Origin of the sequence: Georgenia sp. 311 (assembly GCF_006151955.1) — a bacterium.
GTDB classification, from domain to species: Bacteria; Actinomycetota; Actinomycetes; order Actinomycetales; family Actinomycetaceae; genus Oceanitalea; species Oceanitalea wutianyii.
In genome coordinates, this window is sequence record NZ_VDFS01000037.1 from 59,331 (window position 1) to 75,430 (window position 16,100).

17 protein-coding genes are annotated in these 16,100 nt (G+C 71.9%); 3 read left to right on the forward strand and 14 right to left on the reverse strand.

Annotation, left to right across the window (positions count from 1 at the left end; genetic code table 11):
* Positions 1–2: 2 nt before the first annotated feature.
* Positions 3–356 (reverse strand): YciI family protein, encoded by a 354-nt coding sequence (locus tag FHE66_RS06560; RefSeq protein ID WP_139072170.1) that lies wholly within the window; start codon positions 354–356, stop codon positions 3–5.
* 100 nt (positions 357–456) lie between these two features.
* On the opposite strand from FHE66_RS06560, the gene FHE66_RS06565 reads away from it, so the two are divergent.
* Both FHE66_RS06565 and yidD read left to right on the forward strand, forming a co-directional pair.
* Positions 457–2,268, forward strand: a complete 1,812-nt coding sequence (locus FHE66_RS06565) for an alpha/beta fold hydrolase (protein WP_218013635.1) — start codon at positions 457–459, stop codon at positions 2,266–2,268.
* Positions 2,269–2,465: 197 nt separating this feature from the next.
* The gene (gene yidD / locus FHE66_RS06570) at positions 2,466–2,750 is read left to right on the forward strand and encodes a membrane protein insertion efficiency factor YidD (RefSeq protein WP_139072172.1); all 285 of its coding nucleotides are present in this window, start codon (positions 2,466–2,468) and stop codon (positions 2,748–2,750) included.
* Positions 2,751–2,756: 6 nt separating this feature from the next.
* Here yidD and FHE66_RS06575 read toward each other — a convergent pair whose 3' ends face one another.
* Positions 2,757–3,287 carry a TetR/AcrR family transcriptional regulator gene (locus FHE66_RS06575; protein ID WP_139072173.1) on the reverse strand — a complete coding sequence of 177 codons (531 nt, stop codon included), beginning with the start codon at positions 3,285–3,287 and terminating at the stop codon, positions 2,757–2,759.
* Between the two features lie 74 nt (positions 3,288–3,361).
* On the opposite strand from FHE66_RS06575, the gene FHE66_RS06580 reads away from it, so the two are divergent.
* Positions 3,362–4,069 carry an MBL fold metallo-hydrolase gene (locus tag FHE66_RS06580; RefSeq protein ID WP_139072174.1) on the forward strand — a complete coding sequence of 236 codons (708 nt, stop codon included), beginning with the start codon at positions 3,362–3,364 and terminating at the stop codon, positions 4,067–4,069.
* 7 nt (positions 4,070–4,076) lie between these two features.
* Here FHE66_RS06580 and FHE66_RS06585 read toward each other — a convergent pair whose 3' ends face one another.
* The 12 genes from FHE66_RS06585 to FHE66_RS06640 all read right to left on the reverse strand — a co-directional run bounded on the left by FHE66_RS06585 (position 4,077) and on the right by FHE66_RS06640 (position 16,006).
* Complete coding sequence (locus FHE66_RS06585; protein WP_139072175.1) at positions 4,077–4,925, reverse strand: hypothetical protein; 849 nt, start codon at positions 4,923–4,925, stop codon at positions 4,077–4,079.
* Position 4,926: 1 nt separating this feature from the next.
* A complete protein-coding gene (locus FHE66_RS06590; protein WP_139072176.1) occupies positions 4,927–5,424 on the reverse strand; it encodes a hypothetical protein in 498 nt (165 codons plus the stop codon).
* Between the two features lie 58 nt (positions 5,425–5,482).
* On the reverse strand, positions 5,483–7,150 hold the full coding sequence (locus FHE66_RS06595; RefSeq protein WP_139072177.1) for an ABC-F family ATP-binding cassette domain-containing protein: 1,668 nt from the start codon (positions 7,148–7,150) through the stop codon (positions 5,483–5,485).
* A gap of 120 nt (positions 7,151–7,270) precedes the next feature.
* Positions 7,271–7,708: a VOC family protein gene (locus FHE66_RS06600; RefSeq protein WP_139072178.1), complete on the reverse strand. Its 438-nt coding sequence runs from the start codon at positions 7,706–7,708 to the stop codon at positions 7,271–7,273.
* 54 nt (positions 7,709–7,762) lie between these two features.
* The gene (locus FHE66_RS06605; RefSeq protein WP_139072179.1) at positions 7,763–8,155 is read right to left on the reverse strand and encodes a DUF1304 domain-containing protein; all 393 of its coding nucleotides are present in this window, start codon (positions 8,153–8,155) and stop codon (positions 7,763–7,765) included.
* 122 nt (positions 8,156–8,277) lie between these two features.
* Positions 8,278–9,630 (reverse strand): DUF2867 domain-containing protein, encoded by a 1,353-nt coding sequence (locus FHE66_RS15850; protein WP_255303629.1) that lies wholly within the window; start codon positions 9,628–9,630, stop codon positions 8,278–8,280.
* Between the two features lie 188 nt (positions 9,631–9,818).
* Positions 9,819–10,700, reverse strand: a complete 882-nt coding sequence (locus FHE66_RS06615; protein ID WP_139072180.1) for an NAD(P)-dependent oxidoreductase — start codon at positions 10,698–10,700, stop codon at positions 9,819–9,821.
* The gene (locus FHE66_RS06620) at positions 10,697–11,323 is read right to left on the reverse strand and encodes a DAK2 domain-containing protein (protein ID WP_139072181.1); all 627 of its coding nucleotides are present in this window, start codon (positions 11,321–11,323) and stop codon (positions 10,697–10,699) included. The genes FHE66_RS06615 and FHE66_RS06620 overlap by 4 nt, the downstream gene beginning before the upstream one ends.
* 3 nt (positions 11,324–11,326) lie before the next feature.
* A complete protein-coding gene (locus FHE66_RS06625; RefSeq protein ID WP_139072182.1) occupies positions 11,327–12,328 on the reverse strand; it encodes a dihydroxyacetone kinase subunit DhaK in 1,002 nt (333 codons plus the stop codon).
* A 44-nt stretch (positions 12,329–12,372) separates the two neighbouring features.
* Positions 12,373–13,458 carry an ABC transporter permease gene (locus tag FHE66_RS06630; RefSeq protein WP_255303630.1) on the reverse strand — a complete coding sequence of 362 codons (1,086 nt, stop codon included), beginning with the start codon at positions 13,456–13,458 and terminating at the stop codon, positions 12,373–12,375.
* Entirely contained in the window at positions 13,455–14,540 is a 1,086-nt protein-coding gene (locus FHE66_RS06635) for an ABC transporter permease (protein WP_139072183.1), read from the reverse strand. Before FHE66_RS06635 ends, FHE66_RS06630 begins: the two co-directional genes overlap by 4 nt.
* The gene (locus tag FHE66_RS06640) at positions 14,537–16,006 is read right to left on the reverse strand and encodes a sugar ABC transporter ATP-binding protein (RefSeq protein WP_255303631.1); all 1,470 of its coding nucleotides are present in this window, start codon (positions 16,004–16,006) and stop codon (positions 14,537–14,539) included. The genes FHE66_RS06635 and FHE66_RS06640 overlap by 4 nt, the downstream gene beginning before the upstream one ends.
* Positions 16,007–16,100: the final 94 nt, after the last annotated feature.

The window sequence follows — 16,100 nt, forward strand, 5'->3', positions numbered from 1 at the left end:
GGTCAGTACGGGTCGACGACCGGCGAGAGCTGGATGTCGTACGGAGGCAGCTCGGTGAGCAGCTCGACGAGCACGTCGAGGTCGGGCACCTCGACGAGATAGAAGCCGCCGAGCCCCTCGACGGCCTCGGCGTAGGGCCCTTCGGTGAGCGTGACCTTCCCCGAGCGGGTCCTCATCACGGTGCTGGCCGGCCCCTCGGCCAGCGCCTCACCGGCGAGGATCTCGACGCCGTCCCGCGCCTTGCAGGCGTCGTCGAACGCCGCGAACCGCTGCATCGCCGCGGCCTGCTCCTCCGGGGTCAGCGTGCTCCACGGGGGCAGGTCGCCGTCGCCGATCAACAAGACCAGGTACTTCATCGTCGTTCCTCTCGTCGGGACGGCGGAGGTGCCGTCACCATGATGTCGCGCGAGGCGCCGCCGAATCGACAGACCGCGCACCGGGGTTATGTTCGATGGCGTGAGCACCTCCACCGACACCACCGTCCGTTCCCTCCTCGACCTGCGGACGTGGGTGGCCTTCGACGTCGACGACGCCGGGCGGGTCCTCGCCGGGCACGACGAGCTCGGCACGCTCCAGCTCGTCGAGATCGAGCCGGACGGGGCGCGCACGCCCCTCACCGCGCTGGCGGGGCGCTGCTCGGGCCGGTACGTGCCGGGCCGCCGGCAGGTGGTCGTCCAGCACGACACCGACGGTGACGAGCTCATGCAGCTGTCCCTCCTCGACCTCACCGTGCCGCCCGCCGAGCCGGTGACGCTCGCGGGCCTCGTCCCGCTCGTGCGCGACGAGCGGTTCATGCACGTCCTGCAGGACGTCACGGCCGACTCGGTCGTCTTCCACACCAACCGGCGCAACGGCGTCGACATGGACGTCGTCGTCCGCGACCTCGCCACCGGCTCCGAGCGCGTGGTGCACGACGGCGGGGGCTACGTCGCCGCGGCCGCCGTCTCCCACGACCACGGCTCGGTCGCCGTGACGGGGCTCAGCCTGCGGCCCGCCTCCACGCTCGTGCGGGTCTCCGGCCCGCGCGCCGTCGGGGACGGGACGGTCACCGACCCGGACGAGCACGCCCGTCACTCCCAGGTGGCGTGGGCGCCCGGGGACGAGGCGCTGCTCGTCGAGTCCAACCACGAGCGCGAGTTCACCGGGATCGCCCGGGTCTCCCTCGACGGGCGCGAGTGGACCTGGCTCGTCACCGACGAGGCGCACGACCTGCGGCTGTGGGCCTCGCCCTCGGGCCGCGCGATGGTCGTCGGCACCGTGCGTGACGGCGCGGTGGCCCTGGCCGTTCACGAGGGCGACGGCGCCCTGCGCTGCACCGTCGAGGTGCCCGGTGAAGGGGTGCCCGACGTCGTGTGGGCGGCCGACGAGCAGCGGCTCGTCCTCACCCTGTCCACGCCCACGGACCCGTCTAGCCTGCACCTCGTCGACGCGACGACGGGTGCGTCGACACCGCTCGCGGCCGTCGAGGTGCCAGCCGACGTGCGCGCCTCGCTCGCCGCCCCGACCGTCCACCGCGTGCCCACGCCCGACGGCGAGGAGGTGCCGCTGTTCCGGTACTCCCCCGCTGGTGACGACCCCGCGCTCGCGGGGGCGTCGGTGCTGCTCGTCCACGGCGGGCCGGAGTCGGCGTCGATGCGGAGCTTCAGCCCGGTGGTCCAGGTGCTGTGCGCGACCGGCCTCACGGTGCTCGTGCCGAACGTCCGCGGCTCGACCACCTACGGCAAGCGCTGGTACTCCCTGGACGACGTCCGCCTGCGGCTCGACTCGGTGGCCGACCTCGCCGCCATCCACGACTGGCTGCCGAGCCAGGGCCTGGACCCGGCACGCAGCGCGCTGTGGGGCGGCTCCTACGGCGGGTACATGGTGCTCGCGGGCGTGTCGATGCAGCCGGAGCGGTGGGCAGCTGGCGTCGACATCGTCGGCATGAGCTCGCTCGTCACCTTCCTGGAGAACACCTCGCCCTACCGGGTGGCTTACCGCGAGCGGGAGTACGGCAGCCTCGCCGAGGACCGCGACTTCCTCCTCGAAGCCTCCCCGATCACCTACCTCGACGACATCGTCGCGCCGCTGTTCGTCATCCACGGCGCCAACGACCCGCGCGTGCCGCTGAGCGAGGCCGAGCAGATCCGCGATGCGCTCGCCGGGCGCGGCATCGACTGCGCGCTGCGGGTCTACCACGACGAGGGCCACGGCCTGGCGAAGCGGGAGAACCGGCAGGACGCCTACCCGGCGGCGATCGGGTTCCTCCGGAGGCACCTGGCGCGCTGAGCACGCCGGCCCACTCGCTCAGTCGGCCCGCTCGCTTAGGTGTGGACTTCTGGACCTCAGAGGTCCAACAGTCCACACACAACCGGAAGACGGCGTACCAGCGCACGTCCGGACTGCAGCCCCGGCCCGCCCGCGGCCCGGCCGCGTCCTCGGCCACTCGCCGCGCCGGAGTGGGCACCCGTCGCTAGCGTGAGGCGATGGGCCCAGCCACCCGCGCCGTCGACGGCCTCATCCGCCTCTACCAGCGCCGCCTCTCCCCCCGGAAGGGGTGGACGTGCGCGCACCTCGTCGCCCACGGCGGGCAGTCGTGCTCGGCCGCGGTGCGCGACGTCGTCGTGCGCCGGGGCGTGGCCCGCAGCGTCGTGCCGACCGTGGCCCGCTTCGTCGCCTGCTACCAGGCCGCGACGATGCTCGCCGCCACCGACGTCCAGGGCGTGTGCTGCTGCGGCCCGATCCCCATCCCGTTCCGCTTCCGGCGCTGAGCCGCCTCAGCGCCGCCCGGCGAGCAGCCCGGCGCGCAGCCGGTCGAGCCCGTAGGCGAACGCCTCGTCGACGTCCCCGCCGAGCCGGAAGGCGCCGGCGAGCTCCATGTGGAGGAAGCCGGTGGCCCACGCGGTGAAGAGCCGGGCGGCCACGAGGGCGTCCTCCTCCCCCACGAGGTCCGCCGCCGCGCGCAGCACCGGCTCGGCCGAGCGCCGCAGCGCCTCCTGCTCGGCGTAGGGCGTGAAGACGAGCCGGAACGCCTCGGGACGCTCGTGGGCGAAGGCGCGGTAGGTGCGGGCGATCGCCGTGAGGTCCTCGGCGCCGTCGAGACGCCGTCCCAGCTCCTCGACGGTCGCGGCGACGACGGCGGCGAGCAGCGCCTCCCGGTCGGCGAACCGCTTGTAGAGCGACGGGGCCCGCACGCCCACGCGGCCCGCCACGGCCTGCATGGTGAGGCCGCCCGGCCCGGCGTCCTCGAGGATCTCCCGCGCGGCTGCGACGACCTCCTCGTTCGTGGTCCGGTTGGGCGAGGGCATCGGAATACTCCTTGGCTATTGACGTTAGCCATGATGGCTAACTACCGTAGCCATCATATGGGAAGGACCCTGCCGTGAAGCTCGCTCCGCACCTCCACCGACTCGGCAACGACGTCGTCGCCTCCTACCTCCTCGACCTCCCGGAGGGGATCACGCTCCTCGACGCCGGGCTCCCGGGCCACTGGGACGACCTCCTGCGCGAGCTCGAGGCCATCGGCCGCCCGATCTCGGACGTGCGCGGGCTCGTCCTCACCCACGGGGACAGCGACCACATCGGCTTCGCCGAGCGCCTCCGCGCCGAGGTCGGCGTGCCCGTGTACGTCCACACCGCCGACGCCCACCGCGCGCGCACCGGTGAGAAGCCGAAGACCCCGATGGGGCCGGCACGACTCGGGCCCATGCTCGGCTTCCTCGCCTACGGTCTGCGCAAGCGCGCGCTGCGCACCCGTCACGTCGCCGAGGTCGTCGAGGTCAGCGACGGTGACGTCCTCGACCTGCCCGGCAGCCCCGTCGTCGTCGGCATGCCCGGCCACTCCCCGGGGAGCGTCGCCGTCCACGTCCCGGCGGTGGACGCCGTCTTCGTCGGTGACGCGCTCACCACCCGCCACGTCCTCACCGGACGCGTCGGGCCGCAGCCCGCGCCGTTCACCGACGACCCGGACGAGGCGCTGGCCTCGCTCGACCGGCTGGCCGGGCTCGCGGCGTCGTGGGTGCTGCCCGGTCACGGGGCACCGTGGAACGGCTCGCCGGCCGGGCTCGCAGCGGCGGTGCGTGCCGCCTGACCGCGATTCAGGCCGGGGCGGGGCTCGGGAGCCGCAGCCGCGCGGACACCCGCTCGGTGACCCGCTCCAGCGGGAGGAAGGCGAACCAGCAGACCACCGTGGGCAGGAAGTGGATGCCCATCGCGATGAAGGTGGCGAGGTGGAAGGCGAGGAAGCAGCCGATGGCGAGGTAGAGCCAGCGCCCGCGCATGAAGAGGACCACCGGGGAGCAGATCTCCAGGACGAGCGAGCCCCACTGCGCCGCGCGCAGCAGCATCGGGTACTCCAGCGCCCACTGGACCAGGTGGGAGCCGCGGCGCACGATCGCCCAGGTCAGCACCGACCCGTTGGCCCAGGTGACGAGGCTGCCCGCGCGGGACCACTTGGCGAACACCGACCCGAAGTAGGTGAGCACGGTCGCGAGCTGGACGCAGCGCAGCGCCCAGCCGGCCGCCTGGGACAGGGTCTGGTCGCGGTAGTGGGCCACGCCGACCGTGGGCAGGACGAGCGTGGTGACCATGAGCGCCATGTGGTCGTGCTGGACGTAGGAGAAGCCCTGGGAGTTCAGCGCCCAGACCCAGAAGGTCAGCGCCACGCCCCAGCCGGCGACCCGCTGCGCGCGCCCGGCGATCGCGAGCACGCACAGGAGGAGGATCGCTGCGAGCAGCGCGTAGGACACGGCGGTGCTCAGCGGCGGGAGGTGCACGAGCCGGGCCAGCAGGGTGGGCTGGTAGAACTCGGGCACGTAGGAGTGCGGGATGACGTCGTCGAAGGTGAACAGGACGTCCCAGATGACGAAGGCGTAGACGAGCGCGCGGAACGCGGCCACGCGGGCGAGCGGGACGGGGCGGGTGAGCCAGCCGGCGACGGCGCGCACCTCAGTCCTCCCCCGCGGTCGAGTCCCAGCGCAGCAGCTCGACCTGCTCCGGCTCCCCGACGACGTACCCGCCGGCCAGCTGCTGGATCGAGCGCATGAGGTAGAGCGTCTCGATCGGCTCGCGCCCGGGCTGCAGCGCCGCGTAGGCGTCGACGAGGGACTGCATGAGCTCGGGACGGTCGAGGATCCGCTGGAGCTGGCCCTCGACCTCCGCCCGCGCCACCCCGATGGTCTGCTCGTTCATCGCGATCCGCCGCCCCTGCTCACCGGCGGTGTCGGCGAGCAGGTAGGTCGAGCGGACCGTGCCGTCGAGGTCCCGCGCCGTCGCGAACTGCGAGAGCGTGCCGAGCGGGAAGAGGTCGTTGGTGTCGGCGACCTGCCCGTAGGCGAGCACCCCGAGGGCCGCGACCGTCCCGACCATGCGCGCCGCCAGCCCTGCCGCGGACAGCCGGCGGACGGCGGGCCGCTCCGGTGGACGCTGCTCTCCGGGCGGCTCCATCCGGGCAGCGTAACCGCGCTGACCTGCGGCGTCAGCGGAACGGGCAGGTGCGCCCGCCCTACAGCTCGGTGACCTGGCCCGCCTCGACGTGCCACCGCCGGTCGGTGCGTACGGTGGCGAGCATCCGCCGGTCGTGGGTCACCAGCAGCAGCGTTCCGTCGTAGGACTCGAGCGCCTGCTCGAGCTGCTCGATGGCCGCGAGATCGAGGTGGTTCGTCGGCTCGTCGAGCACGAGCAGGTTGACGCCACGAGCCTGCAGCAGCGCCAGCCCGGCCCGCGTGCGCTCCCCGGCAGACAGCTCGTCGACGGGGCGGTTGACGTGGTCGGCCTTGAGCCCGAACTTCGCCAGGAGCGTGCGTACCTCCCCGGACGCCATGTCCGGGACGAGCGCCTCGAAGGCCGGCGCGAGGAGCTGGGACCCGGCGAGCACCGCGCGCGCCTGGTCGATCTCACCGATGTGGACGCCGGCCCCCAGGCTCGCGGTCCCCTCGTCCGGCAGCTGGTGGCCGAGCAGCGCTCGGAGCAGCGTCGACTTGCCGGCGCCGTTCGGTCCGGTGATGCCGATCCGCTCCCCCGCGTTCACCTGCAACGACACCGGGCCGAGCGTGAAGGAGCCCTGCCGGAAGACTGCCTGGCTGAGCGTCGAGACGACCGACCCGGAGCGCGGCGCCGACCCGATGGTGAACCGGAGCTGCCACTCCTTGCGAGGCTCCTCGACCTCCTCGAGCCGAGCGATGCGGCTCTCCATCTGCCGGACCTTCTGCGCCTGCTTCTCGCTCGACTCGCTCGAGGCCTTGCGCCTGATCTTGTCGTTGTCCGGCGCCTTCCTCATCGCGTTGCGCACGCCCTGGCTCGACCACTCCCGCTGGGTCCTGGCCCGCGAGACGAGGTCGGCCTTCTTGTCGGCGAACTCCTCGTACTTCTCCCGCTGGTGGCGGCGGACGGTCTCCCGCTCCTCCAGGTACGCGTCGTAGCCACCACCGAACACCCGGTTCGTGCCCTGGGCCAGGTCGAGCTCCAGCACCCGCGTCACGCAGCGCGCGAGGAACTCACGGTCGTGGCTGATGACCACCACCCCGCCACGGAGTCCGCGTACGACGGCCTCGAGGCGTTCGAGACCGTCGAGGTCGAGGTCGTTGGTCGGCTCGTCCAGCAGCACGATGTCGAACCGGGACAGGAGCAGCGCCGCCAGCCCGACCCGCGCGGCCTGTCCGCCGGACAGTGAGGTCATCAGCGCCTGCTCGGGGGGAGCCCCGCCGAGGTCCAGGCCCAGGTCGGCGAGCACGTCCGGGATGCGCTCGTCGAGGTCGGCGGCACCGCAGGCCAGCCAGCGGTCCAGCGCCGAGGAGTACGCATCGGCCGGGTCGACCCCGCTGCCCTCGAGGAGCGACGGGTCACCGAGCGCCGCCGCCGCGGCCTCCAGGTCCCTGGTCGCCTCGGCGCACCCCGTGCGGCGGGCGATGTACTCGGCCACGGTCTCCCCGACGACGCGCTCGTGCTCCTGGGGCAGCCAGCCGACGAAGGCGTCCGGCGGCGACAGCGTGACGGCCCCCGCCTGCGGCTGGTCCCTGCCGGCGAGCAGCCTGAGCAACGTGGACTTCCCCGCGCCGTTGGCGCCGACCACCCCGAGGACGTCTCCCGGGGCGATGGTCAGGTCGAGCGAGTCGAACAGGGTGCGATGGCCGTACCCGCCGGCCAGGCCGTGGGTCACGAGGGTCGCTGTCACAGGTCAATCCTCGCACCGGGCAGGCACTCGACCGACCGCGCGCTTCCCTGCGACGTTCCCGTCCCGTGACCTCGGCCTCGCTGTGGCCGGCGGCTCGCGATGGCGCCGCCCGGCGGGTCCTCAGGGCCGCCCGAGCTCCTCGGCGAGCATGACGATGATGCCGCTCGGGCCGCGCACGTAGGTGAGCCGGTAGGCGTCCTCGTACCGCGCCACGCCGCGCAGCGGGTGGCAGCCGTGCCGGGCTGCCACCTCGAGGGCGGCGTCGAGGTGATCGACGGCGAGGGCGACCCGGTGCATGCCGATCTCGTTCGGACGGGTCGGCTCGGTCTCGATGGCCGGCGGGTGGAGGTACTCGAGGAGCTCGAGGCGTCCGTGGCCGTCGGGCGTCTGGAGCATGGCGAGGCGCACGTGGTTGCCGTCGAGCCCGACGGCGGTGTCGGCCCACTCCCCGCTCACCGTGTCCCGGCCCAGGACGGTGAGGCCGAGATCGGTGAAGAACGCGACCGCGGCCTCGAGGTCGCGCACCGCGATCGCGACGTTGTCCAGCCTCGTGGCCATGGCGGGACGCTAGTGAGGGCGCGCCAGGACGGGCAACGGGATATCCCGTCGTCCTCAGGCGGTGAGGAGCCCGACGGTGAGGGCGATGACGCCGAGGAGCGGCACGACGCCCTGCTTGAGCGCGGCGCTGGCCTTGTCCGGGCTCGACAGGAGGAGCACGAGCGCGGCGGCGACCATCGACCCGGCGCCGGTGAACACGAGTGTCGCCCCGACGTCCTCGTACCCGGCGGCGTAGAGCCCTGTCCCGAGGAACACCGCGAGGGCGAGGAAGAGGTTGTAGAAGCCCTGGTTGAACGCGAGCTCGCGGGTCGCCTCCGCCTTCAGCGCCGAGCCGGTGCCGAAGATCCGGCGCGCCCGCTCGCCCGTCCACGCGAAGGACTCGAGGTAGAAGATGAAGACGTGCACCAGCGCGGCGAGGCACGCGAGGACGAGTCCGACGACGACCATGGGGCCTCCTCACTCACGAACGCGTGGAGACGATCCGTGGCACCACGAGACGTGCGTCCAGGATGCGCCGCGGGATGTGCCCCCGCAAGGGAGGGAGAGGCCTGCACCTGTCGAACGGCGCCTCAGGTCCGAGCACTACCGGCGTGCCCGACGTACCGGTGCCGCTCGCGCCAGGCGCGCTCCCACTTCCGGGTGAGAGCCGGGTAGACGATCAGGTACCGGAACGGCTTGATCGCCTTCATGTACATCCGCCCGAACCGGCCGTTGGGCTTGACCAGCGCGGCCATGCGCAGCTCGTAGCCACCGCGCTCGGACGGGACCCAACCCAGGTGCGTGAGGTCATGGACCGTCTTGTTCGCCAGCTCGATCACGCACTCGTCGGCGAGCTCGTACACGAGGGTGAACGGGGTGTGGGGCACCGCCTCCCCGGCGGCATCCTGCCGCAGGTCCGCCGGCAGTCGGTCCAGCAGCGAGTCGACGCGTCCGGAGAGACCGGCACCAGGCGTGTCCCAGCCCAGCAGCCCGCCGAGCTTCCAGCGCACCGCGAACAGGAGGCGCACCAGCGGCGGGTTCTCGTTCAGGCCGCCCGCCGCACGGAGCGCGGCCAGCATGACGGGGAAGTCGTCGGGGCCGGCTCCCGGCGTGCGATAGACCCACACGTCCTCCACCTCGAAGTCCGGCGCGATCTCGTGGATCCGCCAGGCCCGATCGGTGTGCTCCGCCTCGGGCAGCCGGTTCGACCACCACCGGTCCCGCAAGTTCCGCGCCAGCGACCGGCCCGCACCGCCTGCCGCGCGCCGCCCCTCGGGAGCGGGGACGAGATCGGTCGGGGACTCCGCCTGCCGAGGCGCGGCACCCTCGGCCCAACGCCGCTCGATGCCCCGCAGCAGCGCGGGGTACACCACGCGGTAGCGCAGCGGCCTGATGGCCGCCATGTAAAGGCGACCGAGCCGGCCGTTGGGGCGGACGAGGACGGCCATCTGGCCGCGATGGGCGCCTTTGCCGTCAGGGACCCAGCCGAGGTGCATGACGGCATGGACGGTCGCGTTGGCGATCTCGGCGGCCCACTCCTCGCGGGTCTCGTACAGGGTGAGGAAGGCGACCCCGGGCAGGTCGCGGCCTAAGGCGACCCGCGGGACGTCGTCGGGGAGGCGGTCGCGCAGCGAGGCCACGCGACTCTCGAGGCCATCGTCCGGCCCGTCCCAGCCGAGGGCGCGACCGATGACCCAGCGCGCCTTCCACAGTCCGCGGACGAGGAGCGGCGCACTCTCGGGGAAGTCGTCCGTGGCGAACGTCGCGACCAGGCGCGGGAGCTCGTCGGCACCCCCGTGCACGTCGATCGACCACACGTCCTCGAGCCGGAAGTCCGGCGCGACCTTGTGGATGATCCAGGGCTGGTCGGCATGCGCCTCCGGTGGAAGTCGCCGCCCGGCGGAACCGCCGGGCCTTTCGCGATGCGCCAGGATCCCCGTCATCTCTGCCCCCAATCGCGGGTGCGGAGGTGTCACCACACCTTCCGCGTACCAAATGGTACAGCAGTGGCTGCGAGGGGACCAGGGGGCGGCCAGGGCGCAGGGTGACGCCGACGACCGAGCCGTCGGCAGGCCGTGAGGGGCCGGGTCCTAAGGACCCGACCCCTCACTCACCCACCCGCGCCACGGACTCAGTCCGCAGCGAGCTCCACGCCGGCCTCCTCGGCCAGCACTCGGATCAGCGCCGAGGCGTTGAGATCACCGAGACCGGCCGCCAGGGCAGCGTCCAGCGTCTGCGCCGCGACCGTCACCCCGGGGACCTTCGCGCCGACCTGCCGTGCCAGCTCCTCGATGAGACCGACGTCCTTGCGCATGAGGTGCAGCGCGAACGCCGGCGTGTAGTCGCCGGCCAGGACAGCCGCTCCCACGCCGTCGTAGATGGGCGTCCGGAAGTCCGCCACCGCAACGACCTCCAGCACCCTGCGCAGGTCCAGTCCGGCAGCCCGCGCGAGCGTGAGCCCTTCCCCCAGGGACTGCAGCTGTGCCGCGACGAGGAGGTTGCCCACCAACTTCATGCGTGCGCCGGCACCGCCCGGTCCCATGTGGTGCACCGATGCGCTGACGGCCTCCAGCACCGGCCGCACCCGGGTGAGGGTCTCGGCGTCGCCACCGACCACCACCCACAACCCGCCGACGGCCGCCTCGCCCTTCGAGCCGAACACCGGCGCGTCGAGCATCTCAATGCCGCGCTCGGCGAACGCGGCGTGCTCTGCCTCGCTGAGGGCGACACTGATCGTGGACATGTCCACCACGACCGTGGGTGCCGCGACGTGGGCGAGCACGCCGTCCTCCCCCAGGACGACGGCGCGGACCGCGGCGTCGTCGGACAGGCAGACGAGGACCGCGTCCTGACCACGGACGGCGTCAGCGATCGTCGGCGCCACATGCGTGCCGCCGACCTCGACCACACCGGCAGTGCGGTTCCAGACCGTGACGGTGTGCCCAGCGGCGACCAGGTTGGCCGCGATGCCACGGCCAATCGTCCCCAGGCCGAGGACGGCGACGGTGTTCATCGCGCGGTGATGGCGGCGGCCCGCTGCCAGGACTGCAGGAACCGCAGCATCGCCGTGGCGCCCGGGTCCTGCAGACCGATGCTCCGCTCCTGCAGCCAGGACGCCCGACCGCGACGGGACTGCAGGTCACGGGTCTCGACGACGGCCTTGTCCGCCGCCGCGATGGCCGCCGCGAGCCCGGTGGCGCCGTCCGGCGCCCCGGCGAGGGCGTCGGCGGCGGGCACGATCGCGTCGAGGATCGTCTTGTCCCCCAGCTGCGTCTTGCCGCGCTGGGCGATGTTGTCCCCGGCCGCCCTGACGAACGTCGCGGCTGCCGCGACGTCGACGTCCTCGACGTCGGCCCACGCCTTGGACCCCGCCAGCAGTCCACCGGCCACGAGCGCGGCCATGGTGGAGGGGTTGGCGTTGGCGAACGCCTTGGCGGTGGCGCGCGCGATCTCTGCCGGCGTCGCACCGTCCGGGATCTCGCCGAGCGCCTCGATGACGGCGTTGGCGCCGAGGGAGATGGTGATCCCGAGGTCACCGTCACCGAGCGCCTGGTCGAGGTCACGCAGCTCGTCGGCGTAGGTGACCAGCTCGGTCAGGCTGCGCTGGATCGTGCTGATGAGTTCGCTGGAGTGCATGGGTCAGACCTCCTGGAAGAACGGGGACGCCGCAGGCGCGTCGAGAAGGGCGAGGCGGGCGTCGTCGAGCTTCAGCAGCGAGATGGACGCCCCGGCCATCTCCATGCTCGTGGCGTACTCCCCGACGTAGCGTCGGGCGATGGTCACGCCACGGTCCGCGAGCATCGTGTGGACGTGGCGGTACATGACGTAGAGCTCCTCGAGCGGGGTCGCGCCCATGCCGTTGACGAGCACGGCCACCCGGTCACCCGTGGAGAGCTCGAGGTCCTCGACGAGGGCGGTGACGAGGCGCTCGGTGATCTCGTCGGCGGTCTCGAGCGGACCGCGGTGGACGCCGGGCTCGCCGTGGATGCCGATGCCGACCTCCATCTCCCCCTCGGGCACCTCGAAGCTCGGCTCGCCGGTGGTGGGCAGGATGGTCGGGGACAGCCCGATGCCCATGGTCGCGGTGTGCTCCACGACGTCCTCGGCGACGGCGGCGACCTCGTCGAGGCTGTCACCGCGCTCCGCTGCGGCGCCGGCCGCCTTGTAGGCGAAGAAGATGCCCGCCACGCCGCGGCGGTCGTGCTTGCGCTCCTTCGGCTGGCTGGCGACGTCGTCGCGGCCGAGGACCGTGCGAGTCTCGATGTCCTCGAGCTCGGCGAGGTCCGCGGCGAGGTCGAAGTTGAAGACGTCGCCGCCGTAGTTGCCGTACAGGTAGAGGACGCCGCGGCCGCCGTCGACCGCCTTCGTCGCCTCGAAGCACTGCTGGGAGCTGGGCGAGCTGAAGACGTTGCCGATGGCGACGCCCGAGGCGAGGCCCTTGCCGACGTAGCCCTTGAAGAGCGGCAGGTGGCCGGAGCCGCCGCCGGTGACGATGCCGACCTTGCCGGCCACCGGGGCGTCGGCGCGCACGAGGATGCGCAGGTCGTCCCCGGGGGTCTTCACCTGGTCCGGGTGGGCGAGGAGGATGCCCTCGATCATCTCGTCGACGAAGTCCTCGGGCTTGTTGATGATCTTCTTCATGACCGTTCCTTTTCTCATCAGGTAAGTGGTGGGGGCGAGGCGTCCTAGACGCCGGTGGCCACGCTCGGTGAGGCCGCGGCCGGCTTCGCTCTGGGGCGGCGTCGACGCCAGCTGATCTGGTCGATGACCATGACGGCGACGAGGATCAGGCCCTGGGCCATCGCGTACTCGAAGGCCGACAGGCGGATCGCGGTGAACCCGCTCTGGACGATCTGGAGCGTGAGGGTGGCCAGGACGACGCCGAACACGGTCGCGTAGCCGCCGTTGGGGTTGGTCCCTGCGAGGACCGCGATGACGACGACGAGCAGGACGTAGGAAGCTCCGTAGTCGGCCGAGGCGGTGGGGTTGCGCCCGAGGAACAGCATGCCGGCGATGCCGCCGAGCAGGCCGGTGAGGAGGTAGGTCCCCATGAGCACCCGGGTGCTGTTGATGCCCGAGAAGCGGGCCGCGCTCGGGTTGGCGCCCTGCAGGGTGACCTTGAGGCCCAGCGGCGTGCGGCCGACGATGAGCCCGACCCCGAGGGCGACGACGATGAAGATGATGAACAGCGTCGGGACGCCGCCCACGGTCGACTGCCCGATGCCGGTGAGGGCCTCGGGGGCCCCGTACAGCGTCTTGCCGCCGGTCCAGGCCACGGCGATGCCGTTGTAGATCTGCATGGTGCCGAGCGTCGCGAGGATCGGGGTGATGCCGACCCAGGCGACGAGGACGCCGTTGACGAACCCGCCCAGCACGCCAACGGCGAGACCGATGACGAGGATGACCGGGAACATGGACTCCGCCTGCGCGGGGTCGGTCGCCGCGATGGTCGTGTAGAGCGTCGACATCGTGATGGCGGTGAGGTTGGCGATGGACACGAGCGAGAGGTCGATGCCGCCCGACAGCATGGCGAGCATCATCGCCAGCGCGAGCAGGCCCACCTCGGGTGAGGCGAGGGCGATGTTCTGGAGGTTGATCGCGCTGAGGAACACCGTCGGGTTGAGGGCGGTGAAGATCGCGAAGGCCCCGACCACCAGCAGGAGCATCCGCCGGGCGCTGTGGTCCACCTGGACCCGGCCGAGCAGCTCCTTCCACCGCTGGTCGACTGAGCTGTTGAGCCGCCGCGCCGATCCGGATTGCGTGTCGTTCATGCCGTCACCTTCTTGAGGTCGTCGCTGTCGGCCGCAGAGCCCCCGTGGGGGGCGTCGTCGATCGTCCGCACGATCCGGGCGGAGCGTCGGGCGGCGAGCGCCTGGACGCCCACACCGATGACGAGCAGGAGCCCGACGGCGGTGCGCTGCCAGGCGCTGGGGACACCGGCCAGGATCAGGCTGTTGTTGATCACCTGGATGAGGAGGACGCCGATGACCGTGCCGCCCACGGAGCCGCGGCCACCGAAGATCGACGCACCGCCGAGGACGACGGCCGCGATGATGTCGAGCTCGTCGCCCACCAGTTCCTGGGGCGTGCCGCTGCGGCCCATGATCATGTAGGCCATCCCGCCGACGGCGGCCATCATGCCGACCAGCACGTACATCCACACCTGTACCCGAACCACCCGGATGCCGGCCCGGCGGGCCGCCTCGGCGTCGCCGCCGATGGCGTAGATGCTGCGGCCGAACATGGTCCGGCGCAGGATCCAGGCGACCAGCACGATGAGGACCAGCGTCGGCACCACGAGGACGTGGAGGTAGGCGTTGCCGGTCTCGGCGGCCACCCCGACGAGGTTCTTGGTCGAGATCGACGCCATCCCGGTCGGCAGGTCGGCGATGTACCGCGACCCGACGTAGGTGAGGAGGGCGCCGGTGAAGATGCCCCGGGTGCCGAGGGTGACGATCATCGTCGGGAGTCGGAACCTGGCGATGAGGAAGCCGTTGATCGACCCGAGCGCGGCGCCGATGACGATCGCCAGGACGAAGGAGCCGACGAGGCCGAGGTCGAACTCTCCGGAGAGCTGCACCTTGATCGTCGTGTAGGCCGCGAACACCGCGATCGCGGCGAACGACATGTCGATGCCGCCGGAGATGATGACGAGGAGCACGCCGAGCGCGAAGATCATCGGCACGATCGCGCTGCGCAGGATGCCGAACGCCGTCGGGATGGTGAAGAACGTCGGGTTGGCGATCGACATCCCGATGACGAGCACGATGAGGACGAGGGCAAGGATGCCCTCGTTGTTCTGCCCGCGCAGGCGTCGCACCCACACCTGAGTAGCTGTCCTGCCCGCGTTCATGCGGCCACCTTCTTCCGGATGCTGTCGACCTCGACGTCGTCGCCCTCGAGGACGTCGACGATCCGGCCGTGACGGACCACCAGGACGCGGTGGCAGGAGGAGACCAGCTCGGGGACGTCGTCGGAGATGACCATGACGCCCATCCCGTCGGCCGCCTGGTCGCGCAGGATGTCGAGGATCTCGGACTTCGACCCCACGTCCACGCCCACCGTGGGGCCGTTGAGGATGAGCACCTTGGGCTGGCGTGCCAGCCACTTGGCCAGGACGACCCGCTGGGCGTTGCCGCCGGAGAGCGAGCGGACCGGGGCGTCCACGTTCGGCGCCTTCACGCGCAGGCGCGTGAAGAGCGTGTCGATGGTCGTGCGGATCGCCGACCGGTCGAGGGTGCGCCACGGGGTGCGCAGCCGGTCCGCCGAGCTCGCGATCATGTTGTCCGCGATCGAGTGCTCCAGGAAGAGCCCCTGGGTGAGGCGGTCCTCCGGGACATACCCGATGCCCGCGGCGACGGCGTCGTCGATGCTGCGCAGCGCGGTCGGGGTGCCGTCGACGATGACCGAGCCGGACTCGTAGGGGTGGACGCCGAAGAGCGACTCGGCGATCTCGGTGCGTCCCGAGCCGAGCAGCCCGGTGAGCCCGAGGATCTCACCGCGGCGCAGGGTGAAGGAGACGTCGTGGAAGGCGCCCGGCAGGGTGAGTCCCTCGACCTCGAGGACCGCGGGGGCGTCCGGGGCGAGCTCGCTCACCTGGCGGGAGTCGTCCACCTGGAGGCCGGTCATGTGCTCGGTGATGGAGCGCAGGTCCAGCTCGGCGGCCGGCCTGGTGACGACGTGGGCGCCCGAGCGCAGGACCGTGACCCGGTCGGAGATCGCCAGCACCTCGTCGAGCTTGTGCGAGACGAAGATGAAGGCGACCCCGCGGGCCCGCTGGCCCTCGACGATGGCGAACAGCCTGGCCACCTCGCTGTGGGTCAGCGCCGTCGTGGGCTCGTCCATGATGATGACGCGGGCGTCCTGGACGAGCGCCCGGCAGATCGCCGTGAGCTGCTTGTCGGCCACCGAGAGGGTCTCGACGGTGGCGTCCAGGTCGAGCGCGAGGCCCAGGTCGCTGACGATCTGCTCGGCGGCCGGCCGGGTGGCGCGCGCGTTGTAGAGCTTGCGCCGGGCGCCGACGGCCGTGGTGAACATGATGTTCTCGGCGACGGTGAGGTTGGGGAAGAGGGAGAAGTCCTGGTAGATGACCTGGATCCCGCTCTTGATGGCGTCGGTGGTGTCCATCGAGGTGAAGGTCGTGCCGTCCACCACGATCTCGCCCGAGTCGGGCCTCTCCGCCCCGGAGATGATCTTGATGAGGGTGGACTTGCCGCTGCCGTTCTCACCGGCGACGCAGAGCACCTCACCGGGGAGCAGGTCGAGCGACACCCCGCCCAACGCGGTGACGCCACCGAAAGTCTTGACTATGTCGCGCACCTCGAGGACGGGCGCGGGTCTCCCCGCAACTGCCGTAGATGTCATTGCCTGTACCTCTCAACACGGGCGCGGGCGGACACACAGGTCCGCCCGC

Excerpts from the sequence above, each read along its gene's own strand:
- FHE66_RS06560 (WP_139072170.1), bottom strand. The coding sequence starts at position 356 with ATGAAGTACCTGGTCTTGTTGATCGGCGACGGCGACCTGCCCCCGTGG.
- yidD (WP_139072172.1), top strand. The coding sequence starts at position 2,466 with ATGGGCCCAGCCACCCGCGCCGTCGACGGCCTCATCCGCCTCTACCAG.
- FHE66_RS06575 (WP_139072173.1), bottom strand. The coding sequence starts at position 3,287 with ATGCCCTCGCCCAACCGGACCACGAACGAGGAGGTCGTCGCAGCCGCG.
- FHE66_RS06590 (WP_139072176.1), bottom strand. The coding sequence starts at position 5,424 with ATGGAGCCGCCCGGAGAGCAGCGTCCACCGGAGCGGCCCGCCGTCCGC.
- FHE66_RS06600 (WP_139072178.1), bottom strand. The coding sequence starts at position 7,708 with ATGGCCACGAGGCTGGACAACGTCGCGATCGCGGTGCGCGACCTCGAG.
- FHE66_RS06605 (WP_139072179.1), bottom strand. The coding sequence starts at position 8,155 with ATGGTCGTCGTCGGACTCGTCCTCGCGTGCCTCGCCGCGCTGGTGCAC.
- FHE66_RS15850 (WP_255303629.1), bottom strand. The coding sequence starts at position 9,630 with ATGACGGGGATCCTGGCGCATCGCGAAAGGCCCGGCGGTTCCGCCGGG.
- FHE66_RS06615 (WP_139072180.1), bottom strand. The coding sequence starts at position 10,700 with ATGAACACCGTCGCCGTCCTCGGCCTGGGGACGATTGGCCGTGGCATC.
- FHE66_RS06620 (WP_139072181.1), bottom strand. The coding sequence starts at position 11,323 with ATGCACTCCAGCGAACTCATCAGCACGATCCAGCGCAGCCTGACCGAG.
- FHE66_RS06625 (WP_139072182.1), bottom strand. The coding sequence starts at position 12,328 with ATGAAGAAGATCATCAACAAGCCCGAGGACTTCGTCGACGAGATGATC.
- FHE66_RS06630 (WP_255303630.1), bottom strand. The coding sequence starts at position 13,458 with ATGAACGACACGCAATCCGGATCGGCGCGGCGGCTCAACAGCTCAGTC.
- FHE66_RS06635 (WP_139072183.1), bottom strand. The coding sequence starts at position 14,540 with ATGAACGCGGGCAGGACAGCTACTCAGGTGTGGGTGCGACGCCTGCGC.